This is a genomic window from Cupriavidus sp. UME77 (assembly GCF_014170355.1).
Taxonomy (GTDB): Bacteria; Pseudomonadota; Gammaproteobacteria; order Burkholderiales; family Burkholderiaceae; genus Cupriavidus; species Cupriavidus basilensis.
This window is the reverse complement of the sequence record NZ_LZZU01000018.1, coordinates 59,485-77,403: the sequence shown is the minus strand read 5'-3', so window position 1 is coordinate 77,403 and position 17,919 is coordinate 59,485. Positions and strand designations below refer to the sequence as shown.

Genomic DNA, 17,919 nt, shown 5'->3' with positions numbered 1-17,919 from the left:
GTCTTCTTTGCCGACGCAAAGAAGAGTGACCGGCAGCCCCCGCAGGGGGATGTCGTATGGCTCTTGGGTCCAAAAACCAACGCCGACGAAATAAACAGCGAAAGCCCCCCAAAAGCCCCTACACCCCCTACACGCTACGCCCCCAACTTCCTCTTCAACAACTCATTCACCTGAGCAGGATTCCCCTTACCCTTGGTGGCCTTCATCGCCTGCCCCACCAGCGCATTGAACGCCTTCTCCTTGCCAGCACGGAACTCTTCCACCGACTTCGCATTGGCAGCCAGCACGTCGTCGATGATCTTCTCCAGCTCGCCCGAGTCGGACATCTGCTTGAGGCCCTTGGCCGCGATGATGGCGTCGGCGTCGGCACCTTCCTCGCCCGCCCACATGGCCGGGAAGACATCCTTCTTGGCCGTGTTGTTGGACACCGTGCCGTCGGCAATGCGCACCAGCAGCTTGGCCAGCTGTGCCGGCTTGACCGGGGCGGCTTCCAGCGCGATGCCTTCGCGGTTGAGCAGCGACGACACGTCGCCCATCAGCCAGTTGGCAGCTGGCTTGGCATTGGCCGCGCCGGCTTCGGCGACCACCGCTTCGAAATAGTTCGCGAGCGACTTGGAGGCGGTCAGCACGCTGGCGTCATAGGCGGACAAGCCGTATTGCGACACCAGGCGCGCTTGCATGGCCACCGGCAGCTCCGGCAGCTCGGACTTCACGCGCTCGATCCAGGCGGCGTCGATCTCCAGCGGCAGCAGGTCGGGGTCGGGGAAGTAGCGGTAATCGTGCGCGTCTTCCTTGGTGCGCATGGCGCGCGTCTCGCCGGTGTCCGGGTCGAACAGCACGGTGGCCTGCTGGATTTCGCGGCCGTCCTCGATCTCGGCGATCTGCCACTGGACTTCGTAGTCGATGGCCTGCTGCAGGAAGCGGAACGAGTTCAGGTTCTTGATCTCGCGGCGCGTGCCCAGCTTGGGGCTGCCGTAGGGGCGCACCGACACGTTGGCGTCGCAGCGGAAGCTGCCTTCCTGCATGTTGCCGTCGCAGATGCCCAGCCACATCACCAGCGCGTGCAGGGCTTTGGCGTAGGCCACGGCCTCGGCCGAGCTGCGCATGTCGGGCTCGGTGACGATCTCCAGCAGCGGCGTGCCGGCGCGGTTCAGGTCGATGCCGGTCATGCCGGCGAAATCTTCATGCAGCGACTTGCCGGCGTCTTCCTCGAGGTGGGCGCGCGTGAGCTGCACGGTCTTTTCGTAGGTTTCGCCCTTCTTGCCTTCGACCTGGATGCTGATGCTGCCGCCCTGCACCACCGGCAGCTCGTACTGGCTGATCTGGTAGCCCTTGGGCAGGTCGGGGTAGAAGTAATTCTTGCGCGCGAAGATGCTGCGCGGCGCGATGGTGGCGCCGATCGCCAGGCCGAACTGGATGGCGCGCTCGACCGCGCCGCGGTTAAGCACCGGCAACACGCCGGGCAGCGCCAGGTCAACCGGCGAGGCTTGCGTGTTAGGCGCCGCGCCGAAGGCGGTGGAGGCACCGGAAAAAATCTTGGAGGCCGTCGACAACTGCGTGTGCGTCTCGAGGCCGATCACCACTTCCCATTGCATGGCGGTATTCCTGTTCGTGTGCTGTATGTGTTGCTACTTGTTTGCTACGTGTGCCTACGTGTCACTATGTACTGCTACGTGTTCTGTCACGGATTCGGGCTGGCCAGCCATGAATCCAGTTGCGCCAGCGCCGCATCGCGCGAGATCGGGTCGCCGCCCACGGTCACGCCCTGGCCTTGACGCGAACCGTTGGGCACATCGCGCCGCACCCGCAGCGGCTCGGTGCCGTCAAAGCCGTGATACGCGCCGGGGTAGATCTCCAGGCGAAAACGCGCATCCGGCTGGCGCGCCGCGACCGCCTCGCGCAGCATGGCGCAGCGGGTGGCGGGGGTCCAGTCGTCGGCGCCGCCGGTCAGCAGCAGCAGGGGCGTGCGCAGACGGTACTCATGCCGCTGCACTGCGCTCTTGCAGCCCGGGTAAAAAGCCACGGCGCGCTCGATCGCCGGTGCGCCCGCCGGCCAGTCGCGGCTGGCGTCGATGGTACTAAGCACCGCCTGCGCACCGTTGGACCAGCCCAGCAGCACGATATGCGCAGTGTCCACGCCGGGCTGTCGCGCGAGCCACTGCAATGCGGCCAGCACATCGCCGCGCCGGGTGGCGTCGTCGATGACGCGGCTGTCCAGGCGTTCGGTGCAGATGCCGTCCGGCTTGCCGCGCGGGCCAAAACTGTCGGGCAGCAGCACCGCGTAGCCGCGCGCGGTCAGCCACTGCACGTACTCGCGGTAACGGCTCTGGAGCGCCGCCGCATCCGCGCCGCCACTGCGGTGCAGGCCGCCGCAGCCGTGCAGCGCAATCACCACACGTACTGCCGGCACCGGGGCCGCGGCGCCGTGCTGCGGCACGAACCAGTAGCCGCTGAGCGGCTGGCCGCCGTCGGCGCCCGGGAAACGCACCGCCTGCGCCGCCGGCATGGCGCGCTCGCCGGCCGCGGCAACCACGGCCCGCGCCAGCACGGCATGGCTTGCCAGCAGCAAGGCGCACGCGCCCAGGCTGAAGGCCTTCAGGCGAGCGGCGATGCAACCGTGGGCGGTTCGTGACATGGCGTTGAGCGGGTTCACCGGGCCTGCGCGCAGCCGCCACCGCTAGGCTCGAACATCACCGGCCAGGCTTCTTCGTAGATGCCCGGCGAGCAACGTGCCTCGCAATTGGCGTGCGCGAGCGTGACCCGGCGCGGATCCTGCCAGATCATCAGCTTGCAGGCGCTGCCGTCATTGGCGCGCAGCTCGATATGCGGCTTCTTCTGGGTCTGGCGGAATTCGGCCAGGTTGAAACTGCACGAGCCGCGCTTGCCCACCCACAGCTTCCATGACAACTGCTGCACGGTGTTGTCCGCCACGCGCACCTGCGCATCCTCGCGAAAGCCGTCTTCCTCGGTGCGGCGGCAATCGCCGGCGAGGTCGATGTCGCGGCTGGCAATGGGCGGGGGCTTGCCGCCAAAGCGCGGCAGCGGGATGCAGGCCGCCAATGCGGCGGCCAGCCCGATGCCGAGCACGATGCGCGACAGCCAGCGCGCTGCGCTCATGCCTGCGCGGGCCGGCGCAGGTGCCAGTCCGTTGCCTGCTGGAAGGCGTGCGCCGTTTGCAGCAGCTCGGCCTCGCCAAAGTAGTTGCCGATCAGCTGCAGGCCAACCGGCATGCCACCCTCGCCCAGCCCGCAGGGCACGCTCATGCCGGGCAGGCCGGCCAGGCTGGTCGACAGGGTGAAGATGTCGGCCAGGTACATCTGCACCGGGTCCGCGCTCTTCTCGCCGAGCTTCCACGCCACCGTAGGCGCCACCGGGCCCATGATCACGTCGCACTGGGTGAAGGCGCGCTGGAAATCGTCAGCGATGATGCGGCGGATCTTTTGTGCCTGCAGGTAATAGGCGTCGTAGTAGCCGTGCGACAGCACATAGGCGCCCACCATGATGCGGCGCTTGACCTCGGGGCCGAAGCCTTCGGCGCGGGTCTTCTTGTACATGTCCATCAGGTCGCGGTACTCGGCGGCGCGATGGCCAAAGCGCACGCCGTCAAAGCGCGACAGGTTGGACGATGCCTCGGCCGGCGCGATCACGTAGTACACGGGGATCGACAGCTCGGTCTTGGGCAGCGACACCTCGACCAGCGTGGCGCCCAGCTTTTCGTACTCGGCAAGCGCCGCGCGCACGGCTTGCTCCACGTCCGCGGCCAGGCCCTTGCCGAAATACTCCTTGGGCAGGCCGATGCGCAGCCCTGACAGCGGCTTGCCGGCGCTGGCGCCCGCCCGCGCCTGGCCCAGCAGGCGGGTGTAGTCCTCGTCGACGCCGCCCAGGGCGGGCGCAACGCTGGTGGAGTCGCGCTCGTCGAAGCCGGCCATGCCGCCCAGCAGCATGGCGCAATCCTCGGCGGTATGCGCCATCGGGCCGCCCTGGTCGAGCGAGGAGGCGAAGGCGATCATGCCGTAGCGAGACACGCGGCCATAGGTAGGCTTGATGCCGGTGATGCCGGAGAACGAGGCCGGCTGGCGGATCGAGCCGCCGGTGTCGGTGCCGGTGGCGGCAGGCGCCAGGCCGGCGGCCACGGCGGCGGCCGAGCCGCCCGAGGAGCCACCCGGCACGCGGCTGGCGTCCCAGGGGTTCCTGACCGGGCCGAAGTGCGAATTCTCGTTGGACGAGCCCATCGCGAACTCGTCCATATTGGTCTTGCCCAGGGTGACCATGCCGGCGGCGGCGAGGCGCTCGACCACGGCCGCGTCGAACGGGCTTTCGTAGTTGGCCAGCATGCGCGAGCCCGCCGTGGCGCGCCAGCCACGGGTGACGAACACATCCTTGTGGGCGATCGGCACGCCGGTCAGCGGGCCGGCTTCGCCGCGCGCGCGGCGCGCGTCGGCGGCGCGGGCCTGCGCCAGGGTGAGTTCGGGGTTGACGTCGACAAAGGCGTTGAGCGCGCCGGCCTGCTCGATACGGGCCAGGTAATCACGCGCCAGTTCTTCGGCGGAAACGGAGCGGGCCGCCAGCGCGTCGGAAAGCTCGCGCAGGGAGGTCACGGAAGTTGCGGAAAAGGGCATGTCGGTCGGTTTGGCTTGGCAGGTGATGGCTGCCGGCGCAGCCTGGAGGCGGCGCGGCGCAGCCGCTGGGTCGAGGGCCGGGGTGCGTCCGACCTTTATTCGATGACCTTGGGCACCAGGTAGAGGCCGCCTTCGGTGGCCGGGGCGGGACGCTGGTAGTCCTCGCGGCGGCTGGGCTCGGTGACCACGTCGTCGCGCAGCCGCTGCGACATCTCGCGCACCGCGGACAGCGGGTGGGCCAGCGGCACGATGCCGGTGGTGTCGACCGCCTGCATCTGTTCGACCAGGGAGAAGAATTGATTGAGCTGCACAAGCGTCTGCCCAGCCTCGTCATCGTTGATTTCGATGCGGGCAAGGTGGGCGATGCGCTTGACGTCGGATAGGTCGAGAGCCATGGCTTGGGGTCGGTGCGAAAGGCGATGCGGGCGCGGCCGGGGCGGGCCGGGCAAGTGCTGCCGGGAGCGCCCGGGAATCGTCAAAGTTACAGGTTTTTTCGAGGAAGAAGCCCCCGAAACAGGGGGAATTATAAGGTATCATTGCGCGTTGCCATCCTTTGGCCGCGCCTTCGTCACATTGGTGCAAAACCGCCTCCTCCGGAGCTTTTCCCGACACTCCGGCGGGACACCCCGGCGGCGTACTCCGGCACCCGGGCCGGCCAGCACTGGCCATGTGGCCCGACCGCCCCCGCCGGTGCGGGGTTGAAGGCACCCAAGGGATGACAGACAGGTTCCTCCGATTAGGCCGCCCCCGCCAGCAATTAATTTGTAATTGCAGCGCCGTTCCACCGAACTTTCGCGCGTGGTCTAATCAAAGGTTCCCGTAGAGGCTGCTTTCGCCACCCGGCAAAGCGGCCTTGGTTGGCGGCCCTGGCCCTGGCAGTTCGCAGCGTATGACAACGCGGACTGGCAACGGCGCCGGCCCCACCGGACGATCGGGGGCCTTAATACTACCCGTCGCTATGAATATCGTGGCTGGCCCCGCAGCGGCGCCGGCCACTTCGCATACTCGCGAACCACCAGAAAACAGGATTCCTGATGTTCGGATTTCTCCGCAGCTACTTCTCCAACGATCTCGCGATCGACCTCGGCACCGCCAACACCCTGATCTATATGCGTGACAAGGGCATCGTCCTTGACGAGCCGTCCGTGGTCGCCATCCGCCAGGAAGGCGGACCCAACGCCAAGAAGACGATCCAGGCGGTGGGCAAGGAAGCCAAGCAGATGCTGGGCAAGGTACCGGGCAACATCGAAGCGATCCGCCCGATGAAAGACGGCGTGATCGCCGACTTCACGGTCACCGAGCAGATGCTCAAGCAGTTCATCAAGATGGTGCACGACACCAAGCTGCTGCGCCCCTCGCCGCGCATCATCATCTGCGTGCCCTGCGGCTCGACCCAGGTCGAGCGCCGCGCCATCCGCGAATCGGCGCTGGGCGCCGGCGCCAGCCAGGTGTACCTGATCGAGGAGCCGATGTCGGCCGCGATCGGCGCCGGCCTGCCCGTGTCGGAGCCGTCGGGCTCGATGGTGGTGGATATCGGCGGCGGCACCACCGAGGTGGGCATCATCTCGCTGGGCGGCATGGTCTACAAGGGCTCGGTGCGCGTGGGCGGCGACAAGTTCGACGAAGCCATCGTCAACTACATCCGCCGCAACTACGGCATGCTGATCGGCGAGCAGACCGCCGAAGCCATCAAGAAGGCCATCGGTTCGGCGTTCCCCGGCTCCGAAGTCCGCGAAATGGAAGTCAAGGGCCGCAACCTGTCCGAAGGCATCCCGCGCGCCTTCACGGTGTCGTCCAACGAAATCCTGGAAGCCCTGACCGATCCGCTCAACCAGATCGTGTCGGCCGTCAAGATCGCGCTGGAACAAACCCCGCCGGAACTCGGCGCCGACATCGCCGAGCGCGGCATGATGCTGACCGGCGGCGGCGCGCTGCTGCGCGACCTGGATCGCCTGCTGGCCGAGGAAACCGGCCTGCCGGTGCTGGTCGCCGAAGACCCGCTGACCTGCGTGGTGCGCGGCTCCGGCATGGCGCTCGAGCGCATGGACAAGCTCGGCAGCATCTTCTCTTACGAATAAAGCGTAAGCAGAGGATTCGCACGTGGCGCGACGCGGCCTGCCGGACTACCTGGTCGGGGCAGCGCCTTGCCGCGCTACCCTCCCGACGACCCGGCCAGCCCCCGTGCACCACACCGTGCCGCGACGCCCCAGCCACTCCGGCTGGCGTGCCGCGGCGCAGTCGTGCCTGCGGCACCGGGGGACCTTTCTGCCAGCGCACGGGTAAATGGATTACACTCCGCCGCCGCTCTTCAAGCAGGGCACTTCCGCCGTTGCGCGCCTCGTCTTCTATGTGACGATCGCGCTGGCGCTGCTCATCGTTGACGCGCGCTTTGACGCCCTGCGCGTGGTGCGCCAGGTTGCCGCCACCGTGCTGATGCCGGTGGAGCGCACGGTGCTGGTGCCGCGCGACGCGCTGCGCGCCACGTTCGACTACGCCCAGTCTTCCGCCACCCTCGCCAGCGAGAACCGCGACCTCAAGCGCCGCATGGTGACCGAGGCCGAGGGTGCGGTGCGCCAGTCCCAGCTCGAGGCCGAGAACAACCAGCTGCGCAAGCTGCTTGGCCTGGTGCAGCAGTCGGCCACGCCGGTGACGGCGGCCGAGATCCTGTACGACGCCCGCGACCCCTATAGCCAGCGCATCGTGATCGACCGCGGCAGCCAGCATGGCCTGCGCGCGGGCTACCCCGTGATCGACGAACGCGGCGTGATCGGCCAGATCACGCGGGTTTCGCCGTTCCAGTCGGAAGTCACGCTGCTGACCGACAAGGAGCAGGCCATTCCCGTGCAGGTAGTGCGCAACGGCTTGCGCAGCGTGGCCTTTGGCGGCGCCCGCGCCGGCCTGCTCGACCTGCGCTTCATGGCCGCCTCGGCCGACCTACAGCAGGGCGACCTGCTGGTGACCTCCGGCCTGGACGGCACCTACCCGCCAGGCCTGCCGGTGGCCAAGATCGTCCAGATCGAGCGCAAGGCCGATACTGCCTTCTCGCGCGTGTACTGCGAACCGGTGGCCGGCGTGCGTTCGCACCGCCAGTTGCTGGTGATCCGCTACGAAGCGCAGTTGCCGCCGCGCGAGTCCATCGACGGCCCACGCGACGCCAAGGAAGCACGAAGCGTCAGGGCGAACCGCCCGGGCGTGCGGGATGCCGAACGCTCAGGAGAGCGGCCGGCCGAGAAGCCCGCCGACAAGCCTGCTGACAAGCCGTCGGAAAAGCCCGCCGACAAGCCCGCCCCGGCCAAGGAGCCCAAGCGTTGACCAATCCCCAATACCTGCTGCGCCCGGTCAACCCCGCGTTTATCGCGCTGAGTTTCGTGCTGGCCTTCCTGTTCAACCTGATGCCCTGGGGCACCACGCTGTGGGTGCCCGACATGGTGGCGCTGGTGCTGGTGTTCTGGAACATCCACCAGCCGCGCAAGGTCGGCATGGGTGTGGCCTTCGCGCTCGGCCTGCTGATGGACGTGCATGACGCGCGCCTGCTGGGCGAGCACGCCATGGCCTACTCGCTGCTGGCGTACTTCGCCATCACCATCCATCGCCGCGTGCTGTGGTTCACGGTCTATACCCAGGCCCTGCACGTGCTGCCGCTGCTGTTTATCGCCCACGCCGTGCCGGTGCTGATCCGCCTGGCCATGGGCGCGCCGCTGCCCGGCTGGCAATTGCTGCTGGCGCCGGGCATCGAAGCGCTGCTGTGGCCGCTGGCCACCGGCATGCTGCTGGCGCCGCAGCGCCGCAGCGCCGACGTGGACGAAACCCGGCCGATCTGACGCTTTACCCCAACCGAAGTCCCGCCGCGCCCCCCCCCTGGGGGGCGCGGCAAACCGCAAGGCTGACGCAGTACCATGACCGAAATACGCAATGTCGAACAGGAGCTCGGCCGCTTCCGCATCCGCGTAGCGGCGGCGGGCCTGTTTGCCGTGATCTGCTTCGGCCTGCTGTTCAGCCGTTTCCTGTGGCTGCAGTGGTACAAGCATGACCAGTACTCGGCCAAGGCCGAGGACAACCGCATCTCGGTGGCGCCGATCGAGCCCAACCGCGGCATCATCATGGACCGCAACGGCGTGGTGCTGGCGCGCAACTATTCCGCCTACACGCTGGAAATCACCCCGTCCAAGCTGTCCGACACGCTCGACAACACCATCGAGGAACTGGCCCAGCTGATCGACATCCAGCCGCGCGACCGCCGCCGCTTCAAGCGCCTGATGGAGGAGTCGCGCAGCTTCGAAAGCCTGCCGATCCGCAGCCAGCTCACCGACGAGGAAGTGGCGCGCTTCTCCGCCCAGCGCTTCCGCTTTCCGGGCGTGGACGTGCGTGCCCGGCTGTTCCGCCAGTACCCGCTGGGCGAGTCCGCCTCGCACGTGATCGGCTACCTGGGCCGCATCTCGCAACGCGACCAGGAACGCATCGAGGCCATGGACGAGGCCAACAGCGCCGAAGGCGCCAAATACGATCCGCGCAAGGACGCCGACAACTACAAAGGCTCCAACTACATCGGCAAGATCGGCATCGAGCAAAGCTACGAGACCGAGCTGCACGGCCTGACCGGGTTCGAGGAAGTGGAAGTGAGCGCGGGCGGGCGCCCCATCCGCACGCTATCCACCTCCCCCGCCACGCCCGGCAACAACCTGATCCTGTCGCTCGACATCCGCCTGCAGCAACTGGCCGAAGCGCTGTTTGGCGACAAGCGCGGCGCGCTGGTGGCGATCGAGCCGGCCACGGGCGACATCCTGGCCTTTGTCTCCAAGCCGACCTACGACCCCAACCTGTTCGTCGAAGGCATCGACACCAATACCTGGAACGAGCTCAACGGCTCGCCCGACAAGCCGCTCTTGAACCGCCCGCTGCGCGGCACCTACCCGCCCGGCTCCACCTACAAGCCGTTCATGGCGCTGGCGGCACTCACCACCGGCAAGCGCACCGCGGCCTGGGGCTTCCACGATCCGGGCTCGTTCACGCTGGGCAACCACACCTTCCGCGACGACAAGCCAGGCGGCCACGGCTGGGTGGACATGAACGCCTCCATCGTGCAGTCGTGCGACACCTATTACTACATGCTGGCGCGCGACATGGGCGTCAACGGCATCCACGACTTCATGAAGCCGCTGGGCTTCGGCCAGATCACCGGCATCGACATCGAAGGCGAGAGCCGCGGCATCCTGCCCTCCACCGACTGGAAGCGCCGCGCCTACCGCAAGCCCGAGCAGCAGAAATGGTATGACGGCGAAACCATCTCGCTGGGGATCGGCCAGGGCTACAACAGCTTCACCATCCTGCAGCTGGCCAACGCCACCTCCATCCTGGTCAACAACGGCATCGCGATGAAGCCCCACCTGGTCAAGGCGGTGGAAGATTCGGTCAGCCGCGAGCGCGAGCTCACCGTGCCCAAGGAAAGCTACCGCCTGCCGCTCAAGCAGTCGGATATCGACGTGATCAAGCGCGCCATGGTCGGCGTGACGCACTCGGGCACCGCCGCCCGCGCATTCGCCGGCGCCGCCTATGAGTCCGCCGGCAAGACCGGGACGGCGCAGACCTTCACCATGGGCAAGAACGAGAAGTACAACCACCACGCGCTGGACGAGCGCAAGCGCGACCACGCGCTCTATACCGCATTCGCTCCCGCCGACAACCCGAAGATCGCGCTGGCGATGATCGTGGAGAACGCCGGCTTCGGCGGTGCCGTGGCCGCGCCGATCGCGCGCAAGGTGATGGATTACTATTTGACGGGCAAGTGGCCGGAAGAACTGGCGAACATCGCCCCGCCCGCGTCCGAACGCGCCGGCGGCAAGCCGCCCGTGGATACGCCCAGCGTGTTTACCACCGGCCACACCGCCAGCATCGCCAGCGCCACCGTCATGGGCGCAAGCGAAGCCGCCGCCACCAGCGAAGGCGCCAGCGTGCCGGCGGCGCGGGTGGCAGCCCGTGCCGGCGCCTCCGCCACGGCCGCCTCTGCCGTGATGGCGCCGGTGATCGACCCCGCCGCCATCCCACCCGCCTCGGCGGTGCAGACGCTGGACCAGCGCATGGCGCAGGCCCTCGGCCACAGCCGCCCTGCGCCGCCCCCCGCTCCGGCCACGTCGCCCGTCATGGCGCCCGCCAGTTCGAAACCCCGCGCCAAACCGGCAACCGCGCCCACCGCGGCCGGCGGCAACGCTTCACGCTGAAGGAGACGCGCCATGGATCGCCGCCGCGTCCTATCGTTCATCAAGACGGCCCTGACCGGCTTTGACAAGCCGCTCGCGCTCATCGTCTTCCTGCTGTTCGCCACCGGCATCGTGGCGCTCTACTCCGCCGCCATCGACATGCCCGGCCGGGTCGAGGACCAGTTGCGCAACATCCTGCTGTCCTACCTCGTGATGTGGGTCATCGCTTACCTGCCAACCCAGACGCTGATGCGGGTGGCGGTGCCGCTCTATACGGTCGGCGTGGCTCTGCTGGTGGCGGTGGCCATGTTCGGCTTGATCCGCAAGGGCGCGCGGCGCTGGCTCTACGTCGGCATGGTGATCCAGCCCTCCGAGATCATGAAGATCGCCATGCCGCTGATGCTGGCGTGGTACTTCCAGAAGCGGGAGGGCTCGGTCAGGTGGTTCGACTTTGTGCTGGCGCTGGTGCTGCTCGGCGTTCCCGTGGGCCTGATCGCCAAGCAGCCCGACCTCGGCACCGGCCTGCTGGTGATGGCCGCCGGCCTCTATGTGATCTATTTCGCCGGCCTGTCGTGGAAGATCATCCTGCCGCTGCTTGCCATCGCGGTGGTCGCCATCACCGCACTGGTCAGCTTCGAGCACGATATCTGCGCCCCCGGCGTGAACTGGCCGATCCTGCATGACTACCAGCAACACCGCATCTGCACGCTGCTGGACCCCACCACCGACCCGCTCGGCAAGGGCTTTCACACCATCCAGTCCATCATCGCCATCGGCTCCGGCGGCGTGTTCGGCAAAGGCTGGCTCAAGGGCACGCAGACGCACCTCGAGTTCATCCCCGAGAAGCACACCGACTTCATCTTCGCCGTGTTCTCCGAAGAGTTCGGACTGATCGGCAACGCCGTGCTGCTGGTGCTCTACCTGCTGCTGATCTTCCGCGGGCTGTACATCGCGGCCAACGCGCCGACGCTGTTCTCGCGGCTGCTGGCGGGGTCGATCACGCTGATCTTCTTCACCTATGCCTTCGTGAACATGGGCATGGTGAGCGGCATCCTGCCCGTGGTGGGCGTGCCGTTGCCGCTGTTGAGCTATGGGGGAACGGCGCTGGTGACGCTGGGCATGGGCATCGGGATCCTGATGAGCATCTCGCGGCAAAAGCGGCTGATACAAACATAGCCTGGCATGCGATTTGGCCGCTGAAATGACACCTGGCTAAGGTATCCTCTGTCCTTTGGAACGTTCACCTCCAAGGGCTCAAATGCGGCGCGTCGTATTCAATCAGAAGGGCGGAGTCGGCAAGTCGACCATCGTCTGCAACCTGGCGGCCATCAGTGCCAGCGAAGGCCTGCGCACCCTGGTCATCGACCTCGATGCGCAAGGCAACTCCAGCCAGTACCTGCTCGGCGCGCACGCCGCCGAGGCCACCCCGACGGTGGCCGACTTCTTCGAGACCGCGCTCACATACAGCTTCAAGCCGCTGGATGTCACCGCGTTCATCCACGCCACGCCGTTCGAAAACCTCGATGTGATGCCCGCCCATCCCGAGCTCGATACGCTGCACGGCAAGCTCGAATCCCGCTACAAGATCTACAAGCTGCGCGACGCGCTGATCGAGCTGGAAGAAACGTACGACGCCATCTACATCGATACCCCGCCCGCGCTGAACTTCTACACCCGCTCCGCGCTGATTGCGGTCCAGCGCTGCCTGATTCCCTTCGACTGCGACGACTTCTCCCGCCGCGCGCTCTACACGCTGCTCGACAACGTGAAAGAGATCCAGCACGACCACAACGCGGACCTGGAAGTCGAAGGGATCGTGATCAACCAGTTCCAGCCGCGCGCCACCCTGCCGTTGCAACTGGTGGAGGAACTGGTCGGCGAAGGGCTGCCGGTGTTGAATTCACGGTTGTCGTCGTCGGTGAAGATCCGGGAGTCGCATCAGCATGCGATGCCGATGATTCACCTGGATCCGAGGCATAAGTTGGCGTTGGAGTATTTGGCTTTGCATCGGGAGTTGGTGGGATTTTAGGGGTTTTGCCGTTTTGCGGGGGGTGTTGCTGTTTATTTCGTCGGCGATGGTTTTTGCACCCAAGGGCCATACGACATCCCCCTGCGGGGGCTGCCGGTCACTCTTCTTTGCGTCGGCAAAGAAGACTAACGAGAAGAAAGCCGACCCTGCCGGGCGCAGAGCAATAAGGCTTTCGAGTGTCGATGATTTCGTCGTACGGCCCGGGGTGTCGGCGGGCTTCTGCCGGTACCGGTTTGACCGGCCACGAACCTGCCAGCCTCCGGGATTCGTGGTGAGGCCCCCGGTAGTAGACACCACTTGCTTCACGCCGTCTGTCGCTCGCGGCGCGGCCGGCCACGAAGTTGCAAGCGCACCGGTCCCGTCGTGGGCGCGGTGGCACCGGGTTGACTAGCCCGAGACCTTCACCACCGCGCCCGCCCCACCACGAAACCATTGACGGGCGATGTGTCGTGGTGGTCCGCACCGGTAACGGCAGATGGTCGAACGCCCACCGCGCAAAGCGATCAGGGGCACCACCACGTGACCATTGGGTCATGCATAAACGATGACCCTTGAGCCGGTAGGATCTGCCAGCCAGCACTCCGGGCCGTACGACGCAACCACGGAGGCCGGCCAGCCTTATTGCTCTGCGCCCGGCAGGGTCGGCTTTCTTCTCGTTAGTCTTCTTTGCCGACGCAAAGAAGAGTGACCGGCAGCCCCCGCAGGGGGATGTCGTATGGCCCTTGGATGCAAAAACCATCGCCGTTCAAAGAAAGAGCGACCAACCCAGCAGAGCGATGTCGTCTGGCTCTTGGGTGCAAAAACCATCGCCGTACAAAGAAAGAACAACCAACCCAGCAGAGCAATATCCCCTTTCCCTACCGCAAATAAAAAAAACGCTAAAATCACCACCCACCGGAATATCAGGCAATTACACTGCATGCGAGGCAACTGGAAGCCCCCCTTCCCCCAGCCATCCCAGGCAGTGCCACAAAAAAACAAACAAATAATCAAGCGAAGGGAGAAGTCATTGTGGGAATGATGGGTCATGAGTTGCGTGGCATGCTGGCCCGCCTGGCATGCGGGATGAGCCTCCTTGCTTCCGGCAGCCTGCTCGCGCAAGGCAGCGAGAGCAAGGAAAAGGAGATGGAGGCAGCCTGGCAGGCAGCGCAGTCCAGCGCCCAGGCGGGTCCGGCCACGGTAAAACTGGGCGAACAGGCCACACTGAAGCTGCCGGCCAAGGAAGTCTTCATTCCCCAGCCGGCCGCCGGCAAGCTCATGCACGCCATGGGCAACCTCACCGACGAGCGGCTGCTCGGCCTGGTGCTGCCCACTGGCGACGACGACTGGATGGTGGTGGCCAAGTACGAGCCCTCGGGCTACATCCGCGACGACGACGCCAAGGACTGGAATGTCGACGATCTCTTCAAATCGCTCAAGGAAGGCACGGAAGCCGCCAACGAGGAGCGGGAGAAGCGCGGCATCAGCGGGCTTGAGATCGTCGGCTGGGTGGAGCGGCCTCACTATGAGGCGGCCACCCATCGGCTGATCTGGTCGATGTCGGCTCGCGAGAAGGGCCAGCCGGCAGATGCCCCGCAATCCGTCAACTACAACACCTATGCGCTCGGGCGGGAAGGCTACGTCAGCCTGAACCTGATCACCGCGCGCGACCAGGTCGACGCCAACAAGCCCGTGGTGCGCACGTTGCTGTCCAACCTCGACTTCTCCGAGGGCAAGGCCTATGCGGATTTCAATTCCAGCACCGACAAGGTGGCGGAATACGGGCTGGCCGCGCTGATCGGCGGGGTAGCGGCGAAGAAGCTGGGACTGCTGGCCATCCTGGCGGCGTTCTTCGCCAAGTTCGCCAAGGTGATCATGCTGGCAGTGGCGGGCATCGGCTATTCCGCCACCAAGTGGTTCAAGCGCAAGCCGTCCGGTCCCGCAGAGCCGAAGTGAAGCCGCATTCCCGCCCTTCGGCGACGGAGTTGTACCCATGACCAAACTGCTGCTCCTGCTCATGGGCGGCCTGAAGATGGGCAAGCTGCTGACCACGGGCGGCACCATGCTGCTGTCGATCGGCGCTTATGCGCTGATCTTCGGCTGGCGCTATGCCGTCGGCTTCGTGCTGCTGATCTTTGTCCACGAAATGGGGCATTTCCTGGCCGCGCGCCGCCGCGGGCTGGCCGTGGGCGCACCCACCTTCATTCCGTTCGTCGGGGCCTGGGTCGAACTCAAGGACCAGCCGGTCGACGTCGAGACCGAGGCCTATATCGGGCTGGCGGGGCCGGTGGTTGGCACCCTGGGCGCGCTGGCCTGCTATTACATCGGCCGCGGCACCGGCAGCGGCCTGATGCTGGCGCTGGCCTATGCAGGCTTCTTTATCAACCTGTTCAACCTGATCCCGCTCTCGCCGTTCGATGGCGGGCGCGTCACCGCGGTGCTGTCGCCGCGCATCTGGTTCCTTGGCGTGCCGGTGCTGGTGGCGATGTTCCTGTGGCGCCCCAGCCCGATCCTGATCCTGGTGGCGCTGCTGGCGGCCCCGCAGCTGCTCAAGGCCTGGCGCTACGATCCGAAGGCCCCGGAGAACCGCGCCTACTACACCATCAGCGCGGAAATGCGCCTGACCTATACGCTGTACTACCTCGGGCTGGTGGCGTTCCTGGCAGTCATGAGCCATGACCTGCACGGCATGCTGGGCAGCCTGCGCGCCAGCGGCATGGGCGCCTGAGCGCCCGAATCCAATTCAACTTGATACCAAGACGATGAGAAGCAAAACGCTTTACCTGAAGGGCGCAGTCCTGTTGGCTGTGGCAACCATTCCCGCCGTGACCCTGGCGCGTGACTACCGCCAGCCGGGCACGCTCGGCGAAGGCGCGCAGGTGCACCGGTTCGTGCTGCGCGATCCGGCTACCGACCGGCCCCTGCCCGAGGCCCGCTACCGCCTGTTCCTGCCGGGCCAGCGGATCGTAGGCGTCATGCCAAAGCCGAACGAGCAGGACAGTGTGATCTTCGGCATCACCGACAAGCAGGGCAATACCGTGTCGGTGCGGCTGCCTAAGCGCTATCCCAAGGGCAAGTGGATCCTCAACCCGATCATCGGCGATGGGGATTTCGGGGAGTCGTTTTTGCTGCGCGGCGAGACCAGCAACCATCCCATGGGCGGCCTGCCCTATGTGCTCGACCTCAAGGACGGTTTCCTGTTCTGCAACAGGACGGATAGCCGCGGCTATACCTACTATGCGCAAAGCCACAAGGCCCAGACGATCAGCCTGGACTATGAGTTTGGCAGCATGGATGCGACCCAATATGCCTGGTGCAAGCGCCAGTCCGAGACCATCGCCGCCCTGCCCGCCAGCGCCGGGCCGGCGGCCGTGTTCCGGCAGATGCTGGCCAGCTACGAGGCCGGCAAGGACGAAATCAGTGTGAGTTTCCAGGCACGCGTGCGGCGCAAGCTGATCGACCTGGCGATTGCCGGCCGGGACGACAGGCAGCTGGATATCGCGCTTGGCCTGGCGCCGCTCGCCAAGGAGAACCTGAACGAGGTTGGCTATGCGCTGGTCGATGCGAACTGGATGGTGGGGCGCGGCATGGCGATGATCGACGAGGCGCTGGCTCACTCGCCGGACGACCCATTTATCCTCGACAGCAAAGGCTGGGCACTATTCCGCCTGGGCCAGCCGGAGCAGGCGCTCGGCTACATGGAGCAATCGCTGGCCGCTTTTGGCGAGGGCACCGAAGGCAACCTGGGCGCACGCGTGGAAGGCCTGGTGCACAAGGGCGAAACGTTGTGGCAACTGAATCGCAAGGACGAGGCACGCGCCGCGTTTGCGATGGCGACTCACCTGTCGCCCGATGACGAAACGCTGCTGCGCACGCTGGCGCGCCTGCAGGTGGAGCTGCCGTAGGCACACCGCCCCGCGCTAAGGTCGCGGGGCGCCACGGCAAGGCCTTCGAGCCCATGCCAGCCCGCCGGGCACTCAGCCCTGCTGGTGTTCCTTGAACTTGGCCAGCGCAATGGCCAGCGCGGCGCTCCCGATGGTCTTGACCAGCGTGGGGTGCTGCGCGTAGAAGCCGGCAATCTGGTCGACGATGCCCGGATGGACCTGTTCGGCGTGGGTGGCGATCTCCTGCACCTGCGCCGGGCTCAGCTGGCTGGCCTGCTCGGGCGTGACCTGGGTCGCGCCGGGCTGCAGCAGATTGCCCAGTGCGCCGCCTGCCGCCCCGGACAACACCGCCGGCCCGAGCGTTGCCAGCAGCTGGTTAAGCATGCCAGCCTGCTGCGCACCGTTGGACTGGCCGAACAACTCCCCCACCATATTGCCGAAGGCCGGCGTCTGATCCGAATGGAAAGCGCTGGCCAGCAACTGGCCAAGCGCGCCCTCCGGGGCGTTCTGCGCGATGTGGTCCACCTGCTGCTCGGGATTGCCGCCCAGGGCGGAGGCTGCGTTCTGCAAAAAGTCCATCAGGCTCATGATCGGGTTCCGTGATCTGCGTTGCGGGTGCTGCTGCTTGGTGCTTGGTGCTTGGTGCTGCGTGCTTGGCTCTCGGCTCTTGCTGTTGGCGTATAGCCATCAGCGGCTCGGGGCCTAGCTCTTCTTGCTGATCAGGTGATAGGCCAGCAGCAGGATCACCGCGCCCACCACGGCGCCGATAAAGCCTGCCGACTGCCCCGGGCGATACCAGTGCAGGGCTTGCCCGAGAAAGGTGGCCGCCAACGCGCCGCCAATGCCGAGCGCGGCCGTGAGGAAGAACCCGCTAGGGCCGTTGCCCGGGGTAATGGCGCGCGCTACGAGCCCGGCGACGAAGCCGATAACAATGGTCCAGATCAGGTGCATGGTGTCAGGAGAAAAGAAAAAGGGGTGCGCCCCCAGCGGAGCGCACCCTGAACCCGCGCATTACTGCGCGGCGGACTTGGCCGGCGTTGCCGCCTTGGTATGCTTGGTGCTGCTGTGTGTCTTGCTCTTGTGCGCGCTCTTTTCGACCTTGGCAGGCGCCTTGGGGGCGTCGGCGGCCGGTGCCTGGGCGAAAGCACCAGCAGCGAAGAGTCCGAGGGTCAGGATGGCGAGTACCTTCTTCATGTCTATCTCCAGGTGAGGCG

Annotated in this window: 17 protein-coding genes; 9 read left to right on the top strand and 8 right to left on the bottom strand. The window is 66.2% G+C overall.

Going from position 1 to position 17,919, the window contains the following annotated elements; genetic code table 11:
• Nucleotides 1-134: 134 nt before the first annotated feature.
• From gatB to gatC, 5 genes are all read right to left on the bottom strand, one after another.
• Nucleotides 135-1,595, bottom strand: a complete 1,461-nt coding sequence (gene gatB / locus A9975_RS07735; RefSeq protein WP_183032104.1) for an Asp-tRNA(Asn)/Glu-tRNA(Gln) amidotransferase subunit GatB — start codon at nucleotides 1,593-1,595, stop codon at nucleotides 135-137.
• 86 nt (nucleotides 1,596-1,681) lie between these two features.
• Nucleotides 1,682-2,653 carry a dienelactone hydrolase family protein gene (locus A9975_RS07730; RefSeq protein ID WP_370564114.1) on the bottom strand — a complete coding sequence of 324 codons (972 nt, stop codon included), beginning with the start codon at nucleotides 2,651-2,653 and terminating at the stop codon, nucleotides 1,682-1,684.
• Nucleotides 2,650-3,117 carry a hypothetical protein gene (locus A9975_RS07725; protein ID WP_183032102.1) on the bottom strand — a complete coding sequence of 156 codons (468 nt, stop codon included), beginning with the start codon at nucleotides 3,115-3,117 and terminating at the stop codon, nucleotides 2,650-2,652. Before A9975_RS07725 ends, A9975_RS07730 begins: the two co-directional genes overlap by 4 nt.
• Entirely contained in the window at nucleotides 3,114-4,619 is a 1,506-nt protein-coding gene (gatA, locus tag A9975_RS07720; protein ID WP_043342788.1) for an Asp-tRNA(Asn)/Glu-tRNA(Gln) amidotransferase subunit GatA, read from the bottom strand. Before gatA ends, A9975_RS07725 begins: the two co-directional genes overlap by 4 nt.
• A 95-nt stretch (nucleotides 4,620-4,714) precedes the next feature.
• Nucleotides 4,715-5,014: an Asp-tRNA(Asn)/Glu-tRNA(Gln) amidotransferase subunit GatC gene (gene gatC / locus A9975_RS07715; RefSeq protein ID WP_006156463.1), complete on the bottom strand. Its 300-nt coding sequence runs from the start codon at nucleotides 5,012-5,014 to the stop codon at nucleotides 4,715-4,717.
• Nucleotides 5,015-5,653: 639 nt separating this feature from the next.
• On the opposite strand from gatC, the gene A9975_RS07710 reads away from it, so the two are divergent.
• The 9 genes from A9975_RS07710 (at nucleotide 5,654) to A9975_RS07670 (ending at nucleotide 16,726) form a co-directional block, all read left to right on the top strand.
• The gene (locus tag A9975_RS07710; RefSeq protein ID WP_035859663.1) at nucleotides 5,654-6,697 is read left to right on the top strand and encodes a rod shape-determining protein; all 1,044 of its coding nucleotides are present in this window, start codon (nucleotides 5,654-5,656) and stop codon (nucleotides 6,695-6,697) included.
• Nucleotides 6,698-6,902: 205 nt separating this feature from the next.
• Nucleotides 6,903-7,931 (top strand): rod shape-determining protein MreC, encoded by a 1,029-nt coding sequence (gene mreC / locus A9975_RS07705; protein ID WP_183032101.1) that lies wholly within the window; start codon nucleotides 6,903-6,905, stop codon nucleotides 7,929-7,931.
• Entirely contained in the window at nucleotides 7,928-8,440 is a 513-nt protein-coding gene (mreD, locus tag A9975_RS07700; RefSeq protein ID WP_150992634.1) for a rod shape-determining protein MreD, read from the top strand. The genes mreC and mreD overlap by 4 nt, the downstream gene beginning before the upstream one ends.
• A gap of 75 nt (nucleotides 8,441-8,515) precedes the next feature.
• Entirely contained in the window at nucleotides 8,516-10,834 is a 2,319-nt protein-coding gene (gene mrdA / locus A9975_RS07695) for a penicillin-binding protein 2 (RefSeq protein WP_183032100.1), read from the top strand.
• Nucleotides 10,835-10,846: 12 nt separating this feature from the next.
• Entirely contained in the window at nucleotides 10,847-11,989 is a 1,143-nt protein-coding gene (rodA, locus tag A9975_RS07690) for a rod shape-determining protein RodA (RefSeq protein ID WP_150993635.1), read from the top strand.
• Between the two features lie 82 nt (nucleotides 11,990-12,071).
• On the top strand, nucleotides 12,072-12,842 hold the full coding sequence (locus tag A9975_RS07685; protein ID WP_183032099.1) for a ParA family protein: 771 nt from the start codon (nucleotides 12,072-12,074) through the stop codon (nucleotides 12,840-12,842).
• 1,065 nt (nucleotides 12,843-13,907) lie between these two features.
• Nucleotides 13,908-14,777, top strand: coding sequence for a DUF2167 domain-containing protein (locus A9975_RS07680; protein WP_255503106.1), 870 nt, complete (start codon nucleotides 13,908-13,910; stop codon nucleotides 14,775-14,777).
• Nucleotides 14,778-14,814: 37 nt separating this feature from the next.
• A complete protein-coding gene (locus A9975_RS07675; protein ID WP_183032097.1) occupies nucleotides 14,815-15,549 on the top strand; it encodes a site-2 protease family protein in 735 nt (244 codons plus the stop codon).
• A 34-nt stretch (nucleotides 15,550-15,583) separates the two neighbouring features.
• Nucleotides 15,584-16,726 carry a M48 family metallopeptidase gene (locus A9975_RS07670; RefSeq protein WP_183032096.1) on the top strand — a complete coding sequence of 381 codons (1,143 nt, stop codon included), beginning with the start codon at nucleotides 15,584-15,586 and terminating at the stop codon, nucleotides 16,724-16,726.
• A gap of 72 nt (nucleotides 16,727-16,798) precedes the next feature.
• Here the strand turns inward: A9975_RS07670 and A9975_RS07665 are convergent, their stop codons facing one another.
• From A9975_RS07665 to A9975_RS07655, 3 genes are all read right to left on the bottom strand, one after another.
• Entirely contained in the window at nucleotides 16,799-17,293 is a 495-nt protein-coding gene (locus tag A9975_RS07665) for a hypothetical protein (protein ID WP_150993300.1), read from the bottom strand.
• Between the two features lie 114 nt (nucleotides 17,294-17,407).
• Nucleotides 17,408-17,656, bottom strand: a complete 249-nt coding sequence (locus A9975_RS07660; RefSeq protein ID WP_183032095.1) for a GlsB/YeaQ/YmgE family stress response membrane protein — start codon at nucleotides 17,654-17,656, stop codon at nucleotides 17,408-17,410.
• A gap of 60 nt (nucleotides 17,657-17,716) precedes the next feature.
• Nucleotides 17,717-17,899: a hypothetical protein gene (locus tag A9975_RS07655; protein WP_150993302.1), complete on the bottom strand. Its 183-nt coding sequence runs from the start codon at nucleotides 17,897-17,899 to the stop codon at nucleotides 17,717-17,719.
• Nucleotides 17,900-17,919: the final 20 nt, after the last annotated feature.

Bases quoted from the DNA above. Each gene is read 5' to 3' on its own strand.
- gatB (WP_183032104.1), bottom strand. From the start codon at position 1,595: ATGCAATGGGAAGTGGTGATCGGCCTCGAGACGCACACGCAGTTGTCG.
- A9975_RS07725 (WP_183032102.1), bottom strand. From the start codon at position 3,117: ATGAGCGCAGCGCGCTGGCTGTCGCGCATCGTGCTCGGCATCGGGCTG.
- gatA (WP_043342788.1), bottom strand. From the start codon at position 4,619: ATGCCCTTTTCCGCAACTTCCGTGACCTCCCTGCGCGAGCTTTCCGAC.
- gatC (WP_006156463.1), bottom strand. From the start codon at position 5,014: ATGGCTCTCGACCTATCCGACGTCAAGCGCATCGCCCACCTTGCCCGC.
- A9975_RS07710 (WP_035859663.1), top strand. From the start codon at position 5,654: ATGTTCGGATTTCTCCGCAGCTACTTCTCCAACGATCTCGCGATCGAC.
- mreC (WP_183032101.1), top strand. From the start codon at position 6,903: ATGGATTACACTCCGCCGCCGCTCTTCAAGCAGGGCACTTCCGCCGTT.
- mrdA (WP_183032100.1), top strand. From the start codon at position 8,516: ATGACCGAAATACGCAATGTCGAACAGGAGCTCGGCCGCTTCCGCATC.
- rodA (WP_150993635.1), top strand. From the start codon at position 10,847: ATGGATCGCCGCCGCGTCCTATCGTTCATCAAGACGGCCCTGACCGGC.
- A9975_RS07685 (WP_183032099.1), top strand. From the start codon at position 12,072: ATGCGGCGCGTCGTATTCAATCAGAAGGGCGGAGTCGGCAAGTCGACC.
- A9975_RS07680 (WP_255503106.1), top strand. From the start codon at position 13,908: ATGAGCCTCCTTGCTTCCGGCAGCCTGCTCGCGCAAGGCAGCGAGAGC.
- A9975_RS07675 (WP_183032097.1), top strand. From the start codon at position 14,815: ATGACCAAACTGCTGCTCCTGCTCATGGGCGGCCTGAAGATGGGCAAG.
- A9975_RS07670 (WP_183032096.1), top strand. From the start codon at position 15,584: ATGAGAAGCAAAACGCTTTACCTGAAGGGCGCAGTCCTGTTGGCTGTG.
- A9975_RS07665 (WP_150993300.1), bottom strand. From the start codon at position 17,293: ATGAGCCTGATGGACTTTTTGCAGAACGCAGCCTCCGCCCTGGGCGGC.
- A9975_RS07660 (WP_183032095.1), bottom strand. From the start codon at position 17,656: ATGCACCTGATCTGGACCATTGTTATCGGCTTCGTCGCCGGGCTCGTA.
- A9975_RS07655 (WP_150993302.1), bottom strand. From the start codon at position 17,899: ATGAAGAAGGTACTCGCCATCCTGACCCTCGGACTCTTCGCTGCTGGT.